The organism is Sphingomonas sp. BL-S-30 (assembly GCF_055521475.1).
Map to the genome: position 1 here is coordinate 1,822,128 of NZ_CM145481.1, position 16,198 is coordinate 1,838,325.

The 16,198-nt window shown below is 65.6% G+C and carries 15 protein-coding genes; 10 read left to right on the forward strand and 5 right to left on the reverse strand.

The window, feature by feature from the left end:
• Positions 1–7: 7 nt before the first annotated feature.
• Together ACZ1I5_RS08400 and ACZ1I5_RS08405 are read right to left on the reverse strand one after the other, a co-directional pair.
• Positions 8–997, reverse strand: a complete 990-nt coding sequence (locus ACZ1I5_RS08400) for an aldo/keto reductase (RefSeq protein WP_465173239.1) — start codon at positions 995–997, stop codon at positions 8–10.
• A gap of 109 nt (positions 998–1,106) precedes the next feature.
• Positions 1,107–1,511, reverse strand: coding sequence for a (R)-mandelonitrile lyase (locus ACZ1I5_RS08405; protein ID WP_465173240.1), 405 nt, complete (start codon positions 1,509–1,511; stop codon positions 1,107–1,109).
• Between the two features lie 123 nt (positions 1,512–1,634).
• Between ACZ1I5_RS08405 and ACZ1I5_RS08410 the strand changes: the two genes are divergently transcribed.
• Positions 1,635–2,528, forward strand: coding sequence for a LysR family transcriptional regulator (locus tag ACZ1I5_RS08410; RefSeq protein ID WP_465173241.1), 894 nt, complete (start codon positions 1,635–1,637; stop codon positions 2,526–2,528).
• Between the two features lie 4 nt (positions 2,529–2,532).
• Here the strand turns inward: ACZ1I5_RS08410 and ACZ1I5_RS08415 are convergent, their stop codons facing one another.
• Positions 2,533–3,006: a MarR family winged helix-turn-helix transcriptional regulator gene (locus ACZ1I5_RS08415; protein WP_465173242.1), complete on the reverse strand. Its 474-nt coding sequence runs from the start codon at positions 3,004–3,006 to the stop codon at positions 2,533–2,535.
• A 96-nt stretch (positions 3,007–3,102) separates the two neighbouring features.
• On the opposite strand from ACZ1I5_RS08415, the gene dnaE reads away from it, so the two are divergent.
• Together dnaE and ACZ1I5_RS08425 are read left to right on the forward strand one after the other, a co-directional pair.
• A complete protein-coding gene (gene dnaE, locus ACZ1I5_RS08420) occupies positions 3,103–6,729 on the forward strand; it encodes a DNA polymerase III subunit alpha (protein ID WP_465173243.1) in 3,627 nt (1,208 codons plus the stop codon).
• Positions 6,730–6,896: 167 nt separating this feature from the next.
• Positions 6,897–8,489: a long-chain fatty acid--CoA ligase gene (locus ACZ1I5_RS08425; protein ID WP_465173244.1), complete on the forward strand. Its 1,593-nt coding sequence runs from the start codon at positions 6,897–6,899 to the stop codon at positions 8,487–8,489.
• Here ACZ1I5_RS08425 and ACZ1I5_RS08430 read toward each other — a convergent pair.
• Positions 8,468–9,163: a cyclic nucleotide-binding domain-containing protein gene (locus tag ACZ1I5_RS08430; protein WP_465173245.1), complete on the reverse strand. Its 696-nt coding sequence runs from the start codon at positions 9,161–9,163 to the stop codon at positions 8,468–8,470. The two genes, ACZ1I5_RS08425 and ACZ1I5_RS08430, sit on opposite strands and share 22 nt — an antisense overlap.
• Before the next feature lie 142 nt (positions 9,164–9,305).
• On the opposite strand from ACZ1I5_RS08430, the gene rutB reads away from it, so the two are divergent.
• The 6 genes from rutB (at position 9,306) to ACZ1I5_RS08460 (ending at position 14,665) form a co-directional block, all read left to right on the forward strand.
• Positions 9,306–10,034 (forward strand): pyrimidine utilization protein B, encoded by a 729-nt coding sequence (rutB, locus tag ACZ1I5_RS08435; RefSeq protein WP_465173246.1) that lies wholly within the window; start codon positions 9,306–9,308, stop codon positions 10,032–10,034.
• A 118-nt stretch (positions 10,035–10,152) separates the two neighbouring features.
• Positions 10,153–10,536 carry a Rid family hydrolase gene (locus ACZ1I5_RS08440; RefSeq protein ID WP_465173247.1) on the forward strand — a complete coding sequence of 128 codons (384 nt, stop codon included), beginning with the start codon at positions 10,153–10,155 and terminating at the stop codon, positions 10,534–10,536.
• On the forward strand, positions 10,536–11,309 hold the full coding sequence (rutD, locus tag ACZ1I5_RS08445) for a pyrimidine utilization protein D (protein ID WP_465173248.1): 774 nt from the start codon (positions 10,536–10,538) through the stop codon (positions 11,307–11,309). The genes ACZ1I5_RS08440 and rutD overlap by 1 nt, the downstream gene beginning before the upstream one ends.
• Before the next feature lie 4 nt (positions 11,310–11,313).
• The gene (gene rutA / locus ACZ1I5_RS08450; RefSeq protein ID WP_465173249.1) at positions 11,314–12,381 is read left to right on the forward strand and encodes a pyrimidine utilization protein A; all 1,068 of its coding nucleotides are present in this window, start codon (positions 11,314–11,316) and stop codon (positions 12,379–12,381) included.
• A 14-nt stretch (positions 12,382–12,395) separates the two neighbouring features.
• Positions 12,396–13,463 carry an SGNH/GDSL hydrolase family protein gene (locus tag ACZ1I5_RS08455; protein ID WP_465173250.1) on the forward strand — a complete coding sequence of 356 codons (1,068 nt, stop codon included), beginning with the start codon at positions 12,396–12,398 and terminating at the stop codon, positions 13,461–13,463.
• Between the two features lie 392 nt (positions 13,464–13,855).
• Positions 13,856–14,665: an EF-hand domain-containing protein gene (locus ACZ1I5_RS08460; protein WP_465173251.1), complete on the forward strand. Its 810-nt coding sequence runs from the start codon at positions 13,856–13,858 to the stop codon at positions 14,663–14,665.
• 15 nt (positions 14,666–14,680) lie between these two features.
• Here ACZ1I5_RS08460 and ACZ1I5_RS08465 read toward each other — a convergent pair whose 3' ends face one another.
• Positions 14,681–15,766 carry a PA0069 family radical SAM protein gene (locus ACZ1I5_RS08465; RefSeq protein WP_465173927.1) on the reverse strand — a complete coding sequence of 362 codons (1,086 nt, stop codon included), beginning with the start codon at positions 15,764–15,766 and terminating at the stop codon, positions 14,681–14,683.
• 61 nt (positions 15,767–15,827) lie between these two features.
• On the opposite strand from ACZ1I5_RS08465, the gene ACZ1I5_RS08470 reads away from it, so the two are divergent.
• Positions 15,828–16,172 (forward strand): VOC family protein, encoded by a 345-nt coding sequence (locus ACZ1I5_RS08470; protein WP_465173252.1) that lies wholly within the window; start codon positions 15,828–15,830, stop codon positions 16,170–16,172.
• The last annotated feature ends 26 nt before the right edge of the window (positions 16,173–16,198 follow it).

Consider the following 16,198-nt stretch of genomic DNA (forward strand, 5'->3'; position numbering starts at 1 on the left):
CAGTGCTTCAGCGGCCCACGGTCGCCATCAGATGGGCGGGGTAGCGTTCGCCTTCAACGTCAATCTGCGCCGCGGAGCGTTCGATTTCGGCAAGGTCTTCCGCTGTGAGCACCACATCCGCCGCGCCCAGATTCTCTTCGAGCCGGTGCAGCTTGGTGGTGCCGGGGATCGGTACGATCCAGGGCTTCTGGGCCAGCAGCCAGGCGATGGCGATCTGCGCCGGGGTCGCGTCCTTTTCCTCCGCGATCCGCTTGAGCAGGTCGACAAGCGCCTGGTTCGCCGCCATCGCTTCGGGCGTGAAGCGCGGCAGGATCGCGCGGAAATCCTTGTCGCCCAGTTTCGTGTCCTTGCTCATCGCGCCGGTGAGGAACCCCTTGCCGAGCGGGCTGTAGGGCACGAAGCCGATGCCGAGCTCCTCGCAGGCGGCGAGCGTCCCATTGGTTTCCGGCCCGCGCGTCCAGAGCGAATATTCATTCTGCAGCGCGGTGACCGGCTGGACGGCATGGGCCCGGCGCAAGGTCTCGGCGCCTGGTTCGGACATGCCGAAATGCCTGACCTTGCCTTCCGCGATCAGCTCCTTGACCGCGCCGGCGACATCCTCGATCGGCACGGCGGGATCGACGCGGTGCTGGTAGAACAGGTCGAGCGAGTCGACGCCGAGGCGCTTCAGCGAGGCGTCGGCGACCTTGCGGATATTCTCTGGCCGGCTGTCGAGCCCGGCCTGCTTGCCGTCCTCGAATTTGAAGCCGAACTTGGTCGCGATCACCACCTGGTCACGCACCGGCGCGAGCGCCGCGCCGACCATTTCCTCGTTGGTGAAGGGGCCATAGACCTCGGCAGTGTCGAAGAAGGTGACGCCGCGCTCGACCGCGGCGCGGATCAGGCTGATGCCTTCCTCCTTGCTTACCGAGGTGCCGTAACCGAAGTTCAGCCCCATGCAGCCGAAGCCGATGGCGGAGACCTCAAGGCCGTTCCTGCCAAGAATTCGCTTTTCCATGTCATTCTTCCTTCCGCCCGCAGGCGTTCGACGATTGGTGCGCCGGAAAATAGGAGGCCGTCACTGCGACGATTAGATCATCAGATCGGCATGCTATTAGGCGCAGTAATCATGAATGGGGTTCGGCGACCCCATAATCGGCGTCACTGACCTTCTCGAGCCAGTCGACCGCCTTGCCGTTTTTCATCTCGGCGATCGCGATATGAGTCATCGCGCAGTCCGGGGCGGCACCGTGCCAGTGCTTCTCCTCCGGTTCGAACCAGACGATGTCCCCGGGGCGGATTTCCTCGATCGGGCCGCCATCGCGTTGCACCCGCCCCAGCCCGGCGGTGACCAGCAGCGTCTGGCCCAGCGGGTGGGTATGCCAGGCGGTACGCGCGCCTGGCTCGAAGGTGACCGTGGCGCCGCTCAGCGAGCCGCTGCCCTTGAAGGGCGCATCGATGCGCACCGTCCCGGTGAAATAATCGGCCGATCCCTTGGCCGAGGGTTGGGCGCCGCTGCGTTTGATATCCATTGCCTTGCTCCCTGCGGTTGCCGACCGGAAACGCGCGGGCGCCCGGTGTTTGGTAAAATAAGGACGACAGGGCCGGGCGATTAGGCGCTACAAAGCGCATATAGTCATATCCGGAGTTCATGAATGCGCCGCGAGGAGCTGGTCGATCTCAATGCCTTCATGACCGTGGCCGAGGAGCAGAGCTTCACGCGTGCCGCGGCCCGCCTGGGCACCTCGCAATCGGCGCTGAGTCATACCATCCGGCGGCTCGAGACCCGGCTGGGGGTGCGCCTGTTGACCCGGACGACCCGCAGCGTCGCGCCGACCGAGGCAGGCGAACGCCTGCTTGCCACGCTCAGGCCTGCGCTGGACAATATCGGTGCCGAACTCGCCTCGCTGGGCGACCTGCGCGACAAGCCGGCGGGGACGATCCGCATCACCGCCGCGCAGCATGCGGTGGACACGGTGCTCTGGCCCCGGCTGGAGGCGTTGCTGCGGCGCTATCCGGACGTGCATGTCGAGATCGATGTCGACTCCGGCTTTACCGACATCGTCGCGGGGCGGTTCGATGCCGGCGTGCGGCTGGGCGAGGCGCTGGCCAAGGACATGATCGCCGTGAAGATCGGGCCGGACCTGCGCATGGCGGTGGTCGGCGCGCCGGCCTATTTCGCTGACCGTGCCGTGCCGCGCATGCCACAGGACCTGGGCGATCACCAGTGCATCAACCTGCGGATGATGAGCTCGGGCGGCCTTTATGCCTGGGAGCTGGAGAAGGACGGCCGCGAGGTTCGGGTCCGGGTCGAGGGGCAGCTCGCCTTCAACAGCACGACGATGATCGTCCGGGCTGCCGAGGCGGGTTTCGGCCTCGGCTTCATCATGGAGAATCACGTCGCCGCGCACCTGGCCGACGGACGTCTGGTCCGGGTGCTGGAGGATTGGTGCCCGGCTTTTGCGGGCTATCATCTCTATTATCCGAGCCGGCGACAGCCTTCGGCCGCGTTCAGCCTGCTGGTCGAGGCGCTGCGCTATCGGGACTGACGCTTCAATACAGCGCGCGCCGGAGCCAGACCTCATCCGGGCCTTCATCCGCGCGCTTGAGCAGCTTCGCGAGGACGAGCTTGTACTGGCGCAGCTCGGCAAAGCTGAGCGATCCGAACCAGGCGCGTTCGTGCGCGGTCGCCTCGGCATCGAGTTTGGGCACCAGATCCACGCCCGTCTCGGTAAGTGACAGCCGCACGGAGCGGCCATCGGTAAGATCGGGCTGCCGCGCCACCAGACCCTTGGCCTCGAGCCGGTCGGCAAGGCGGGTGACCGCCGCGCCGTCGAGCCGCAACGCCGCGGCGATGCCGCGAACCGTGTCGACATCGCGCCGTGCCAGTACCGCGAGCAGGCGGAATTGCGCTGGAGTCACGCCAAAAGCCGCGAAGCGGCGTTCGAGGTCGCCCTGCACGACCTGCGATACCCGATCGTGCCAATGGAGCACCCGATCCGTATGTTTGTGGATAGTTAATGTCATGACAACCATTTACGTTGTCACGACATCGAATGCAATCCACAGCTATTTCACCTGTGAACACTTCCCAGAATCGGGCCGGTGACCCATAGTGACACGATGCCGCATTCCGCCTTCGTGCCCCTGCGTATCTTTTCGTCCTACACGATGCTCGACGGCGCGATCGAGCCCAAGGCGATCGCCAAGCGCGCGCAGGAACTGGGCTTTCCCGCCGCCGCGCTGACCGATCGCAATGGCCTGTATGCGGCGATGGCCTATTCCGATGCGTGCAAGTCTTCCGGGGTACAGCCGATCATCGGCGCGATGCTGGGCATTGCCCGGCCCGACATGCCCGAGGGCGTCGACGCGCCGATCGACTGGATCGCGCTCTATGCGCAGGACGGAACCGGGTACGAGAATCTCTGCGCGCTGGTGTCGCGCGCGCATCTCGACCGGCCGCTGGAGTTGTCGCCGCATGTCGACTTCGCCGCACTGGAGGGCAGGACCGACGGACTGATCGCCCTCACTGCTGGCGGCGAGGGCGGGCTCACCCGGCTGATCGCCGAGGGCCAGACCGAGCGGGCCATGGCCTATGCCGACCGGCTCCAGTCGCTGTTCTACGACCGGCTCTATATCGAGCTGGTGCGTCGGCTCGACGAGACCGAGGGCAGGGCGGAGGCGGGCCTGCTCGACCTGGCCTATGCCCGCGACCTGCCGATCGTCGCGACCAACCCGTGCTGCTATGCGGACCAGGAATTCGGCAACGCGCACGACGCGATGCTGTGCATCGCCAATTCGACCTATATCGCGAGCGAGGACCGCCCGCGCAGTTCGCCCGACGCCTGGATGAAGCCGGCCAAGGACATGCGCATGCTGTTCGAGGACCTGCCCGAGGCGATCGCCAACACGCTGGTGGTGGCGCAGCGCTGCGCCGTGATGGCGCCGTACCGCAAGCCGATCCTGCCCAGCCTTGCCGGCGATCCGGAAGCCGAGGCCGAAGCGCTGCGCGTCGATGCGCGGGCCGGGCTGGAGAAACGGCTCAAGCGGATCGAGGAACTGTCGCTTCATTCGTCGCCGGTTGCTGCGCCATCTCAAAAGACGGTAGCCCGACCCCCCTTCGTTTCGAGCGAAGTCGAGAAACAGGCCCTCGACGCTGAGCAAGGTTTCTCGACGTCGCTCGAAACGAACGGGGAGGGGGGCGCCCCGGTAGACTGGCGCCAGGCTTATCGTGATCGCCTGGAGTTCGAACTCGACGTCATCATCCAGATGGGCTTTCCGGGCTATTTCCTGATCGTCGCGGACTTCATCAAATGGGCGAAGGACCATGACATCCCCGTCGGCCCGGGCCGCGGTTCGGGCGCGGGCTCGGTGGTCGCCTGGTCGCTGACCATCACTGATCTCGACCCGATCAAGCTGGGCCTGCTGTTCGAGCGCTTCCTCAATCCGGAACGCGTGTCGATGCCCGACTTCGACATCGATTTCTGCGAAACCCGTCGCGGCGAGGTGATCCGCTACGTCCAGGAGAAATATGGCCGCGATCAGGTCGCGCAGATCATCACCTTCGGAAAGCTGAAGGCACGCGCGGTGCTCAAGGATACCGGGCGCGTGCTGCAGATGAGCTATGGCCAGGTCGACCGGTTGGCGAAGCTGGTGCCCAACCATCCGACCGACCCTTGGACGCTCGAGCGGGCGATGAACGGCGTCTCGGAACTGCTCGCCGAGTATAAGAGCGACAGCGGGGTGAAGCATCTGCTCGACCTCGCGATGAAGCTGGAGGGCCTGCCGCGCCACAGCTCGACTCACGCCGCCGGCGTGGTGATCGGCGACCGGCCGCTGGCCGAGCTGGTGCCGCTCTACCGCGATCCGCGATCGGACATGCCCGTCACTCAGTTCGACATGAAATATGTCGAGGGCGCGGGCCTGGTGAAGTTCGACTTTCTCGGCCTGAAGACGCTGTCGGTGCTCAAAAAGGCGGTTCAGCTGCTCGAGGCCCGCAACATCATCATCGATCTGGATGCGCTCGAATGGGAAGACGAGGGCGTCTACAAGCTGCTCCAGAAGGGTGACACGGTCGGCGTGTTCCAGCTGGAATCGGAAGGCATGCGGCGCACGCTGTCGGCGGTGCGCCCGTCCAACTTCGGCGATATCATCGCGCTCGTCTCGCTCTATCGCCCGGGGCCGATGGACAATATCCCGAGCTTCGGCGCGCGCAAGAACGGGCGCGAGGAGATCACCTATCCGCACCCGCTGCTCGAAACCATCCTGGCCGAAACCTATGGGATCTTCGTCTATCAGGAACAGGTGATGCAGGCCGCGCAGATCCTGGCGGGCTACAGCCTGGGCCAGGCCGACCTGCTGCGCCGCGCGATGGGCAAGAAGATCAAGGCGGAGATGGACGCCCAGCGCGCCGGGTTCGTCGAGGGCTGCCTGGCGGTCAACAAGATCCCGGCAGGCAAGGCGAACGAGCTGTTCGATTTGATCGACAAGTTCGCCGGATACGGCTTCAACAAGTCTCACGCCGCCGCCTATGCGCTGCTCGCCTATCAGACGGCCTGGCTGAAGGCGCATTATGCGGAAGAATTCTACGCCGCGTCGATGTGCTTCGACATGACCCTGACCGACAAGCTCGGCGTGTTCGCGGATGATATGCGGCGCATGGGCGTCGCCTGCCTGCCGCCCGACATCAACCGCAGCGAAGCGGAATTCTCGGTCGAGAGCACCGAGGACGGGCTGGCGGTACGCTATGCCTTGGCCGCGCTGAAGAGCGTGGGCGAAGGCGCGATGGAGAAGCTGGTCGCGGAACGCGACGAGAATGGCCCGTTCGATACACTCGACGATCTTGCCCGCCGGGTCGACCCGCGGCTGCTCAACAAGCGGCAGCTCGAAACGCTGGCGGCGGCGGGCGCGTTCGATTCGATCGATCCGAACCGCGCGGGCATCTTCGCGACGGCGGAGACGATCCTGGCCACGGCGGCGCGCGTGCACGACATGAAGACCAGCGGGCAGGGCGGGCTGTTCGGTACCGCCGACGCGGTCGAGCCGGCGATCAAGCTGCCGCTGTCGGCGCGCTGGACTCTGGCGCAGCGCATGGATCAGGAAAAAGAGGCGTTCGGCTTCTATTTCTCGGCGCACCCGGTCGACCGGCATGGCCATCTGGCGAAGATGCACGGCGCGCGCAGCTTCGCCGCGCTGGGCGAACTGTCCATCCCCGACGACGGCACGCGCGCCGGTGCGACGATGGCGGCTCTGGTAGAGGATGCGCGCTGGCGGACCTCGGCGCGGGGCAAGCGCTATATGATGGCGACGCTGTCCGATCCCTCGGGCCAGTTCATCGCCACCTGTTTCGACGATGCGGTGGCGGCCGACCTGGAAGAGGCAGCGCGCAATGGCGGCTGCGGGCTGCTGACGGTCGAGCTCGATCGCCGGCCGGGCGAGGACAGCCCGCGCGTCAGCATCAAGCGCATCCAGCCCTTCGAGTCGCTCGCCAACACCGCGCGTTTCGTGGTCGAGCTGTCGGTCGATACGCCGGCGGCGATGGCGACGCTGGGCGCACTGCTCGCCGAGGCGCGTGGCGCGCGCGGCGAGGTCTGGGTCAACGCGGCGCTGCCCGAAGGCGGTGCCGCGCGCGTGCTGCTCGGCCGGGACTTTCTGCTAGACGGCGAACTCGCCGCCAGGATCGAGACCCTGCCGGGCGTCAGCAATGTGGTGCTGAAGACTTCGGAGACGAGGCTCGCGCTGGTCGGCTGAACGGACAGCATGTTGCCGGGCCGTGTCCGGCTTGACGATGCGGCGGACATCCATGACCCTTGAGTCGAACCCGTCGCGGTACGCGATACGGGTCGAAACAGGCCGGGACTGTACAAACGGGCGCAAAGCGGACGACAGTACCGGTGGAACAAGCCGGGAGAGGGCGAATGCTGGGCGGAATGCAGGATTTCGAGCTGCGGGTGCCGCGATTGCTGGAGCATGCCGAGCGGGAGCATGGCGGGCGCGAGATCGTCAGCGTCTGGGCCGATGGGCAGGAAACGCGGACGGACTGGGCCGGCATCGCACGCGACGCGAGGAAGCTGTCGCAAGCTCTTGAGAAAATAGGCTGCAAGCCGGGCGACCGCATCGGCACGCTTGGCATGAACCACAGCCGCCATCTCGTCGCCTGGTATGGCGCGATCGGCATGGGCGGGGTGATCCACACCATCAACCCGCGCCTGTTCGACGAGCAGCTGGTCTATATCGCCAATCATGCCGAGGACCGGGTGCTGTTCTACGACCGGGTGTTCCAGCCGATCGTCGACCGCCTGAAACCTCAATGGACCAGTATCGAGCGCTATGTGGTGTTCGACAGCGACGGCGATGACGGGTTCGAGGCGCTGATCGCGGGCGAGGACGGGAATTATGCCTGGGTCGAAGGCCCGGAACGCGATCCCTGCATGCTCTGCTACACCAGCGGCACCACCGGGAATCCCAAGGGCGTGCTCTATCAGCATCGCTCGACGATGATCCATGCGATGGCCGAGGTGGCACCGGCGGTGTTCAATCTCTCGTCGCGCTCCGTGGTGCTGCCGGTCGTGCCGATGTTCCACGCCGCCGCTTGGGGCCTGCCCTTCGCCGGCGCGCTGGCGGGGGCGAAATTCGTCTATGCGGCGGTCAACGACCCGGTGGTCCTGTGCCGGCTGATGAACCAGGAGAAAGTCACGCATTCGGCCGGCGTGCCGACCGTCTGGCTCGGCATGTTCCAGCATATGGATGCGACCGGCGAGGCGCCGCGCCATCTCCAGCAGGTGACGATCGGCGGCTCCGCGGCGCCGCGCGCGATGATCGAGCGAATCATGGGCATGGGCGTGACGGTCAAGCATCTGTGGGGCATGACCGAGACCTCGCCGATCGGCACGGCCGGCGCGCCGCCGCCGGATTGGGACGAGATGAGCCTGTCGGATCAGCTCGACCATGTCTCCAAACAGGGCCAGGTTCCGTTCGGCGTGGAGCTGCGCGTGGTGAATGACGATGATGTCGTGCTGCCGCGCGACGGGACGAGTTCCGGCCGGCTGCAGATCCGCGGGCCCTGGGTGATCAAGCGCTATTTCAAGGCCGATGCCGATGCGGTGGATGCGGAGAACTGGTTCGACACCGGCGATGTGGCGGTGCTGCATCCCGACGGGACGATGCAGATCACCGACCGGGCCAAGGACGTGATTAAATCGGGCGGCGAATGGATCAGCTCGGTCGATCTGGAGAACGCGGCGGTTGGCTGTCCGGGCGTGGCCGAGGCCGCGGCGATCGGCATATACCATCCCAAATGGGACGAGCGGCCCTTGTTGCTGGTGGTCCGCAAGGCGGGCAGCGCGGTGTCGCCGGGCGAGATCACCGCGCATCTGTCGCACCATGTCGCCAAATGGTGGCTCCCCGACGAGATCGTCTTTGTCGACGATCTGCCCCACACCGCCACCGGGAAGCTGCTCAAGACTGAGCTACGTGCCCGGTTCAAGGATCACAAGCTGGCGGCGGCCTGATCCTGGCCGAAGCGGTCGCGCTCGGCGATGGCAAGGTTGGTCGCGCGCAATTTGTCCTTCACCGCGCTGGAGAAGCTCCGCTCGATCGCGCTGCGCAGCCCTTCATGATCGTCGAGGAAGCGCGTGACCGTCGGCGTTGGCGCGCACCAGAAGGTGGCGGGCCCGGTCAGGGTCACGGTGGCGGTCGCGTCATCGCGCGACAGGATGGTCGCCTCGCCGATCAGGTCGCCGGCACGGCAGGCGCCGACCTCGCGACCCCTGATCGTCGCGCGGGCCTCGCCGCTGATCAGATAATAGAGGTTGGCCACCGGCGCGCCTTCCCGGGTCAGTACATCGCCGGCGTCGCCGTGCAGCCACAGGCCCAGATCGATGAACTGGCGCGCGGCGCCGCGGGGCAGCTGGTCGAGACAGGTGCCACGCATCGACTCCTCTGCCGGCGTGAAGCGGATCTTCCTGCCTTCGCTCCGCTCGCCCCACAGCTTGACCAGCCAGATCCCGAGCAGGAGCAGCATCCAGCCGAGCGCGGCGTAATCGGACCGCAGCACGGCATGCACCAGCGTCGCGAAGCCCGCAGCGGCGATCAACATCCGCATATACCGCGGCGTCCGCGCGAGCAGCGCGACGACCAGCAGCGCGTAGCTGAGCTGAAGAACCAGGGTGTCGGTTGATATCATGCGTGCGCTCCCTCGTTGGAAAGCGACCCGTCATGGCATCATGAGCAAAGCGTGAGCGTCGGGCAAGCACCGCTTGCGGGTGAGGCGGGAGTGGTTCAAGTTCCCCGGCTGGATTCATGATCCTGGCGTTGGGGAGCGACATGTGGCGGACGACGGCGCGACGGTGAATGTGGGCGGCACGGCCGGCGCGGTGACGTTGCCGGCCAGGCCCGAGGCGCTGCGCCTGTCGCCGGGCGAGACCGCCGTCGTCGTGATCGACATGCAGAACGCCTATGCCTCGCCGGGTGGTTATGTCGACCAGGCCGGATTCGACATTTCGGGCGCGGCAGGCACGATCGGGAAGATCGCCACGGTGCTCGATACGGCGCGGCGCGCGGGGGTGCAGGTGATCTATCTGCAGAATGGCTGGGACCCCGACTATGTCGAGGCAGGCGGGCCGGGATCGCCCAACTGGCACAAGTCCAACGCGCTGAAGACGATGCGCAAGCGACCCGAACTCGCGGGTACGCTGCTGGCGCGGGGCGGCTGGGATTATGACCTGGTCGACGCGCTGAAGCCGCAGCCGGGCGATATCAGCCTGCACAAGACGCGCTATTCCGCCTTCTTCAACTCGCAGCTCGACAGCACGCTCCGCGCGCGCGGCATTCGCAACATCGTGTTCGTGGGCATCGCGACCAATGTGTGCGTCGAATCGACCCTGCGCGACGGCTTCCACCTCGAATATTTCGGCGTGATGCTCGAGGATGCGACGCATCATCTCGGGCCCGAGTTCATCCAGCAGGCGACCGTCTACAATGTCGAGAAATTCTTCGGCTGGGTCTCCACCGTCGCCGATTTCTGCGGCAGCTTCGGCCAGGTTCCGGAGAAATGAAATTCATCCCCGTTCGTGCTGAGCGTGTCGAAGCACTGTCCTTTCTTCTGCGACGTCGCGAAGAAGAACGGCTCTTCGACAAGCTCAGAGCGAACGGTTGACAGAGCGAGGAACCGAAATGCCCTTCGAACCGATCAATCCGCCGCAATTCCCGACCCCGATCGCGCCTTATTCGGCCGGCGCCAGGGCGGGCAACACGGTCTATGTCTCGGGCGTGCTGGCGCTGGGTGAGGGCGGTGCCGTGCTCCATGTCGGCGATGTCGCAGGCCAGACCCGGCATGTGCTCGACGTCATCCGCATCACGCTCGAGGCGGGCGGCGCGACGCTGGAGGATGTGGCGATGAACCACATCTTCCTGAAGGACCTGTCGGATTATGCCGCGTTCAACGCGGTCTATGCCGAGTATTTCCCCGGCGCGAAGCCCGCGCGCTATTGCATCAGATGCGATCTGGTGAAGCCCGATTGTCTGGTCGAGATTGCCAGCGTGGCGCATATCGGCTGATGCCTCACGCGGCCGGGCTCTGGTATGAATGGCATGGACCCGAACGTGGCGAGGTCGTCGTCCTGTCGCCCGGCATGGGCGGCTCGGCTGGATATTGGGCGCCCAACCTCGATGCGCTCGCCGCGGACTACCGCATATTGCTCTACGATCATCGCGGGACGGGGCGGAGCGACCGGACGCTGGCGGGTGAGGTCACCATTGCCACCATGGCAACGGACGTGCTGGCGCTCCTTGCGGAGCTCGGCATCGGGCAGGCGCATTTTATCGGCCATGCGCTGGGCGGGCTGATCGGCCTGGAGCTGGCGCGGATCTTCCCGGGGATCGGCAAGGTCGTCGTGATCAACGGCTGGGCGAGCCTGGATCCGCATTTCGAGCGGTGTTTCGAGACGCGGCTTGAGCTGCTGCACAAAAGCGGGCCGGCCGCTTATGTCCGCGCGCAGCCGCTCTTCCTCTATCCGGCCAACTGGATTTCGGAAAATAGCGCGCAGCTCGATGCCGAGGGCGTGCATCAGCTGGCGCAGTTTCCGCCGGCCGACATCCTCGAAAAGCGCATCGCCGCGGCGAAAGCGTTCGAACTCCCCGACGATGTGGCGGCAGATATTCTGGTGCTTGCGTCGGAGGACGATATGCTCGTGCCGTCGCGTTGCGCGCGGAATCTCGCCGATCGGCTGCCACAGGCCAGGCTCGCGACCATGGCGTGGGGTGGTCATGCCTGCAACGTCACCGATCCCGATGGTTTCACTTCACTCGTGCTCGAATTTCTGGGGAGCTAAGCACATGCAAGTCGGCGTTTTCGTGCCCATCAACAATAATGGCTGGCTGATCTCGGAGAACGCGCCGCAGTACAAGCCGAGCTTCGACATGAACAAGGAGATCGCGCTGAGCGCCGAGAAGCACGGGCTCGATTTCCTGCTCTCCATGATCAAGCTGCGCGGGTTCGGCGGCAAGACCGAGTTCTGGGAATATGGGCTGGAGAGCTTCACCCTGATGGCCGGGCTCGCCGCCGTCACCGAGAAGATCAAGATCTACGCAACCTGTCCCACCCTCGTCATCCCGCCCGCCTTCGCCGCGCGCATGTGCAACACGATAGACTCGATCAGCCATGGGCGGTTCGGGCTAAATCTGATCACCGGCTGGCAGCGGCCCGAGTACAGTCAGATGGGTCTGTGGCCCGGGGACGACCATTTCCGCAATCGATACCAGATGTTGGACGAATATGCTGGCATCCTGCGCGAGCTTTGGGGGACGGGCGTTTCGGACTTCAAGGGCGACTATTACCAGATGGATGATTGCCGCGTGCGGCCGACGCCGACCGGGGACATGAAGATCATCTGCGCCGGCTCCTCCGACGAGGGGCTCGCCTTCTCGGCCAAATGGGCGGACTATGCCTTTTGTTTGGGCAAGGGCGTCAACACGCCCAAGGCCTTTGCCGCGAACAACGAGCGCCTCGCCGTCGCGACCGCGAAGACCGGCCGCGACGTCTCCATCTTCGTGCTGATCATGATCATCGCCGCCGAGACGGACGAGGAGGCGATGGCGAAGTGGAAATCCTATAATGACGGCGTCGATCTCGAGGCGATCGCCTGGCTCGCCGATCAGGGCGCGGCCGACAAGCATAACGCCACCACCAATGTCCGCCAGCTTGCCGCGCCGGAAGGCGCGGTGAACATCAATATGGGAACCCTGGTAGGCAGCTATGAGAACGTGGCGCGCATGCTCGACGAGATGGCCGAAGTGCCGAATACAGGCGGTGTCCTGCTGACCTTCGACGATTTCATCGAGGGCGTGGAAGCCTTTGGCACCCGGATTCAGCCGTTGATGAAATGCCGCGCCGGCAAGGCGTGAGCGCTGGCCCGGGAATGTGGCTTCGTACCGCCCTTGCCGTCGGATTCCTCGCCGTCGCCACCGGCTGCGGCGCGAAGAATTACGGCGCGCCGCTGCCGGTCTATGTCGGCGGACGCGCCGTGGTCGAGCCGGACGGGGCGACGCTGTTCGGCTGGCCGGGGGTCTATGTCGAGGGGCGCTTCACCGGAACCAGCCTGACGGTCCGGTTGCGCAACGGCTATGGTCGCCTGCGGCTGCTGATCGACGGCGTGGAACGGCAGCGGTTCGAAAGCTCGGGAAACATCGACGTCACGATCGATCGCCTCGGCGATGGGCAGCATGACGTCAGGCTGGAAAAGCTCAGCGAGACCCAGAGCGACGTCACGCGCCTGATCGGTTTCTATCCGGGCAAGAGCGGCGCGCCGCTCGCCCCGCCTGCCAGGACCGGGCGGCAGATCGAGTTCATCGGCGATTCCTACACGGTCGGATACGGCGACAGCTCACCGGTGCCGACCTGCACGAACGCCGAGATGCATCGGGCCACTGATACGCAACGCGCCTTTGGCCCGTTGCTCGCGCGACGCTTCGGCGCGGATTATCGCGTCAACGCCTATTCCGGGTTCGGCATCGTGCGCAATTATGACGGCAGCCGGGCGGGCGAAACCATGCCTGGTCTCTATCCCAGGCTCATCCCTTCGGATCCGTCGGCGGTGGAGTCCGATCCGGGCGGCTGGCGCCCTCAGATCATCGTCATCAATCTGGGCACCAACGATTTCTCGACGCCGCTCCACGCCGGGGAGGCCTGGAAGGATCAGGCCGCGCTGCACGCTGCCTATCGGGCGCGTTATGTCGGCTTCGCGCGCGATGTGATGGCACGGCAGCCACAGGCCAGGCTGATCCTGATGGGGTCGGACGCCTTTATCGCCGATGTCGAGCAGGTTGCGGCCGAGCTGGTGCCCGGCGCGCCGGGGCGGATTGCGACCGTTCATTTCGGGGGCCTCGATCTGGACGGCTGCGATGGGCACCCATCGCTGGAGGACCACCAGCGTCTCGCCGGCCTGCTTCAGGCCAGGATCGGTCCGTCCTGGCCTCCTGCTTCCTGAGCCGGATCGATTCAACATAGCGGGCAATCGGCGCAGCATGATGTCGGGCGCGGCGCGTTGCCGGGGCTCGGCTCTTTTTCATGGTCCACGCCGGTAAAACGCACTTCCCTGTTCCTACGATCGAATTCCCTGTTCGGTATGCGACGTTCGCTGTTATTCCGGAACAGGGAAATCAGGATCAAGCTATTGATATTGATAGATAAATTATGGATAATTTGACCGAAGTGCCGGAGAATAAGACAATTTCCCTGTTAACTTCCCTGTTCTTTGCCCGGAACAGCGAAGTTGGCGACCGGGCCTTTGGTCCAAAGCGGTCCTTCGCTCCTTGAAATCGCCACAGATCGGGTGGCTTGTCGCAGGTCCCGGGGGCTCCTCAAGTGAGCGGGTAGTTTATGCGTCTTGTCCTTCTGACCTCTCTTGTCCTGCTGACCGCCGGCTGCGCGGGTAGCGAGCACCCCAAATTCCGGCATGGGCCACCTGGCGGGTTTCACCGTGGTGGCGCGGAAGGAGAGGGGCCGCGCGGCCCGTTGTTCATCAGCCCGATGGGCGAGCCGTTCCGCGGTGACCGCGGCGCAGGCGACCCTTCGGACATCTGGTTCCAGAATGCCGATACCGACCATGATGGCGCGCTGAGCCGTGCCGAATTCGCAAGGGACGCGTCGCGCTTCTTCGCCGTGCTCGATCGCGGCCATGACGGCGAGATCGATCCCGACGATATCGACTATTACGAGACCGTCCTGGCCCCTGAAATCCGCGTCGGCGGTGGGGGCGGGGGCGGTGGCCGTTTCGCGGACGGCGCTGGCCGCGGCGGCGGCGGGCATCGCGGTGGCGGTGGTCGGGGCGGCGGCGGTGGCGGCGGCCATCGTGGCGGCGGTAGCGGCGCCGGCGAAAGCGGCGCGCCGGGCGGCGGCGAGACGCGCATGACTTATGGCAAGCAGGGCGCTGCCCGGTTCAGCTATTTCGACTTTCCGGAGCCGGTGACGATCGCCGACACCAATTTCAATCGCGGAGTCGACCCGGCCGAATTCCAGCGCGCGGCCGAAACCCGGTTCGCGATGCTCGACAAGAATGGTGACGGGAAGATCGAGCGCAAGGAATTGCCGCGGATCTCCAGCGGGCTCGGCGGCGGGCGCGGCCGGCCGGGCGCGGTGCCGGTCGGCGGGGACGCGCCGCCGGCCGACCGGCCGGGGACTGCTCCCTGAGGCACTGGCCGGGGTTCAGCCGAACAAATCGCCCTGACGCCCCGGCGGTGGCCTGAACAGGTCGGTGCGGAGCGGCTTCCAGGCGCCGACCAGATCGTGCTTGCGGCAGGCGATCTTGAAGCGAGTCCGGAGCAGCTCGGCCCAGGGGCCGCTGCCGCGCATGCGCGTGTGGAAGTTCGGATCATTGTCGCGCCCGCCGCGGATCGACTGGATCGTCGCCATGACCTTGCCGGCGCGGTCCGGAAAATGCGCGTCGAGCCAGGCCCTGAACAGCGGCGCGACTTCATAGGGAAGGCGGACGGGAAGGAAGGTGACGCCGTGCGCGCCTGCCTCCGCCGCGCGCTCGACCAGATGCTCCAGTTCGTGATCGGTGATCTGCGGGATGACCGGGGCAATCGAAACATAGGTCGGGATGCCGGCGTCGACGAGCTTGCGCACGGCGGCCAGCCGCCGTTCCGGTGCCGGCGCGCGCGGCTCGACGGTCATGGCGATGCGCGGATCGAGCGACGTGACCGACACCGCGACCGCGGCGAGCCCCCTGGCCGCCATCGGTGCGAGCAGATCGATATCGCGCGTGACCCGGTCCGACTTGGTGGTGATGGTCAGCGGATGCCCCGTTTCGGCGAGCACCTCGATGCATTGCCGGGTGATGCGCCAGTCGGCCTCGATCGGCTGATAAGGGTCTGTATTGGTCCCGAAGGCGATCGGCCGCACGACATAACCGCGCTTTGCCAGCTCGGCGCGGAGCAGCGACGCGGCATCCGGCTTGGCGAACAGCCGGCTCTCGAAATCCAGTCCCGGCGACAGATCGTGGAACGCATGGGTCGGCCGCGCGAAGCAGTAGATGCAGCCATGTTCGCAGCCGCGATAGGGGTTGATCGAACGGTCGAAGCCGATGTCCGGAGAGCTGTTCCGGGTGATGATCGTGCGCGGCGTCTCGACCGTCACGGTGGTGCGCAGCGGCGGCGGCCCCTCGTCGAGCAGTTCGCGATCATCGAGCCAGTCGCCATCCGCCTCGCGCTCCGGCAGGTTGAACCTGCTACTTTCCTGGTTCAACGTAGCGCCGCGGACGGGACGGGATTTTTTCCCCGGATTGGCCATTGACTTGGCGTAGTCGAACGGAGAGAACATAGCAAGAACAATGGCGCCTTTGGGAGGCTTTATGGCACGCTTCAACTATCTCGAACTGCCAGTGCGCGACGTGCCGGCAACCAAGGCGTTCTATGCATCCGCCTTTGGCTGGACCTTCACCGATTTCGGGCCGGACTATGCCTCAACGATGACCGGCGACACTGATCTGGGCCTCAATGGCGACTCCTCGCAATGGACGGCGCAGCTGTTGCCGGTGATTGAGGTAGACGATCTGGAGAAGGCCGAAGCGGCGGTGAGCGCGGCCGGCGGGACGCTCACCCTGCCGATCTTCGCCTTTCCGGGCGGCCGGCGTTTCCACTTCCGGGATCCGGCGGGCCATGAGCTTGCCGTGATGCAGCCCGACGCACCCGCATGACGGCGGGTGGCATGTCGTTATCGGGC

Bases quoted from the DNA above. Each gene is read 5' to 3' on its own strand.
- ACZ1I5_RS08410 (WP_465173241.1), top strand. From the start codon at position 1,635: ATGCGCCGCGAGGAGCTGGTCGATCTCAATGCCTTCATGACCGTGGCC.
- rutA (WP_465173249.1), top strand. From the start codon at position 11,314: ATGCAAGTCGGCGTTTTCGTGCCCATCAACAATAATGGCTGGCTGATC.
- ACZ1I5_RS08415 (WP_465173242.1), bottom strand. From the start codon at position 3,006: ATGACATTAACTATCCACAAACATACGGATCGGGTGCTCCATTGGCAC.
- ACZ1I5_RS08440 (WP_465173247.1), top strand. From the start codon at position 10,153: ATGCCCTTCGAACCGATCAATCCGCCGCAATTCCCGACCCCGATCGCG.
- ACZ1I5_RS08430 (WP_465173245.1), bottom strand. From the start codon at position 9,163: ATGATATCAACCGACACCCTGGTTCTTCAGCTCAGCTACGCGCTGCTG.
- ACZ1I5_RS08460 (WP_465173251.1), top strand. From the start codon at position 13,856: ATGCGTCTTGTCCTTCTGACCTCTCTTGTCCTGCTGACCGCCGGCTGC.
- ACZ1I5_RS08455 (WP_465173250.1), top strand. From the start codon at position 12,396: ATGTGGCTTCGTACCGCCCTTGCCGTCGGATTCCTCGCCGTCGCCACC.
- ACZ1I5_RS08465 (WP_465173927.1), bottom strand. From the start codon at position 15,766: ATGGCCAATCCGGGGAAAAAATCCCGTCCCGTCCGCGGCGCTACGTTG.
- dnaE (WP_465173243.1), top strand. From the start codon at position 3,103: ATGCCGCATTCCGCCTTCGTGCCCCTGCGTATCTTTTCGTCCTACACG.
- ACZ1I5_RS08470 (WP_465173252.1), top strand. From the start codon at position 15,828: ATGGCACGCTTCAACTATCTCGAACTGCCAGTGCGCGACGTGCCGGCA.
- ACZ1I5_RS08405 (WP_465173240.1), bottom strand. From the start codon at position 1,511: ATGGATATCAAACGCAGCGGCGCCCAACCCTCGGCCAAGGGATCGGCC.
- rutD (WP_465173248.1), top strand. From the start codon at position 10,536: ATGCCTCACGCGGCCGGGCTCTGGTATGAATGGCATGGACCCGAACGT.
- ACZ1I5_RS08400 (WP_465173239.1), bottom strand. From the start codon at position 997: ATGGAAAAGCGAATTCTTGGCAGGAACGGCCTTGAGGTCTCCGCCATC.
- ACZ1I5_RS08425 (WP_465173244.1), top strand. From the start codon at position 6,897: ATGCTGGGCGGAATGCAGGATTTCGAGCTGCGGGTGCCGCGATTGCTG.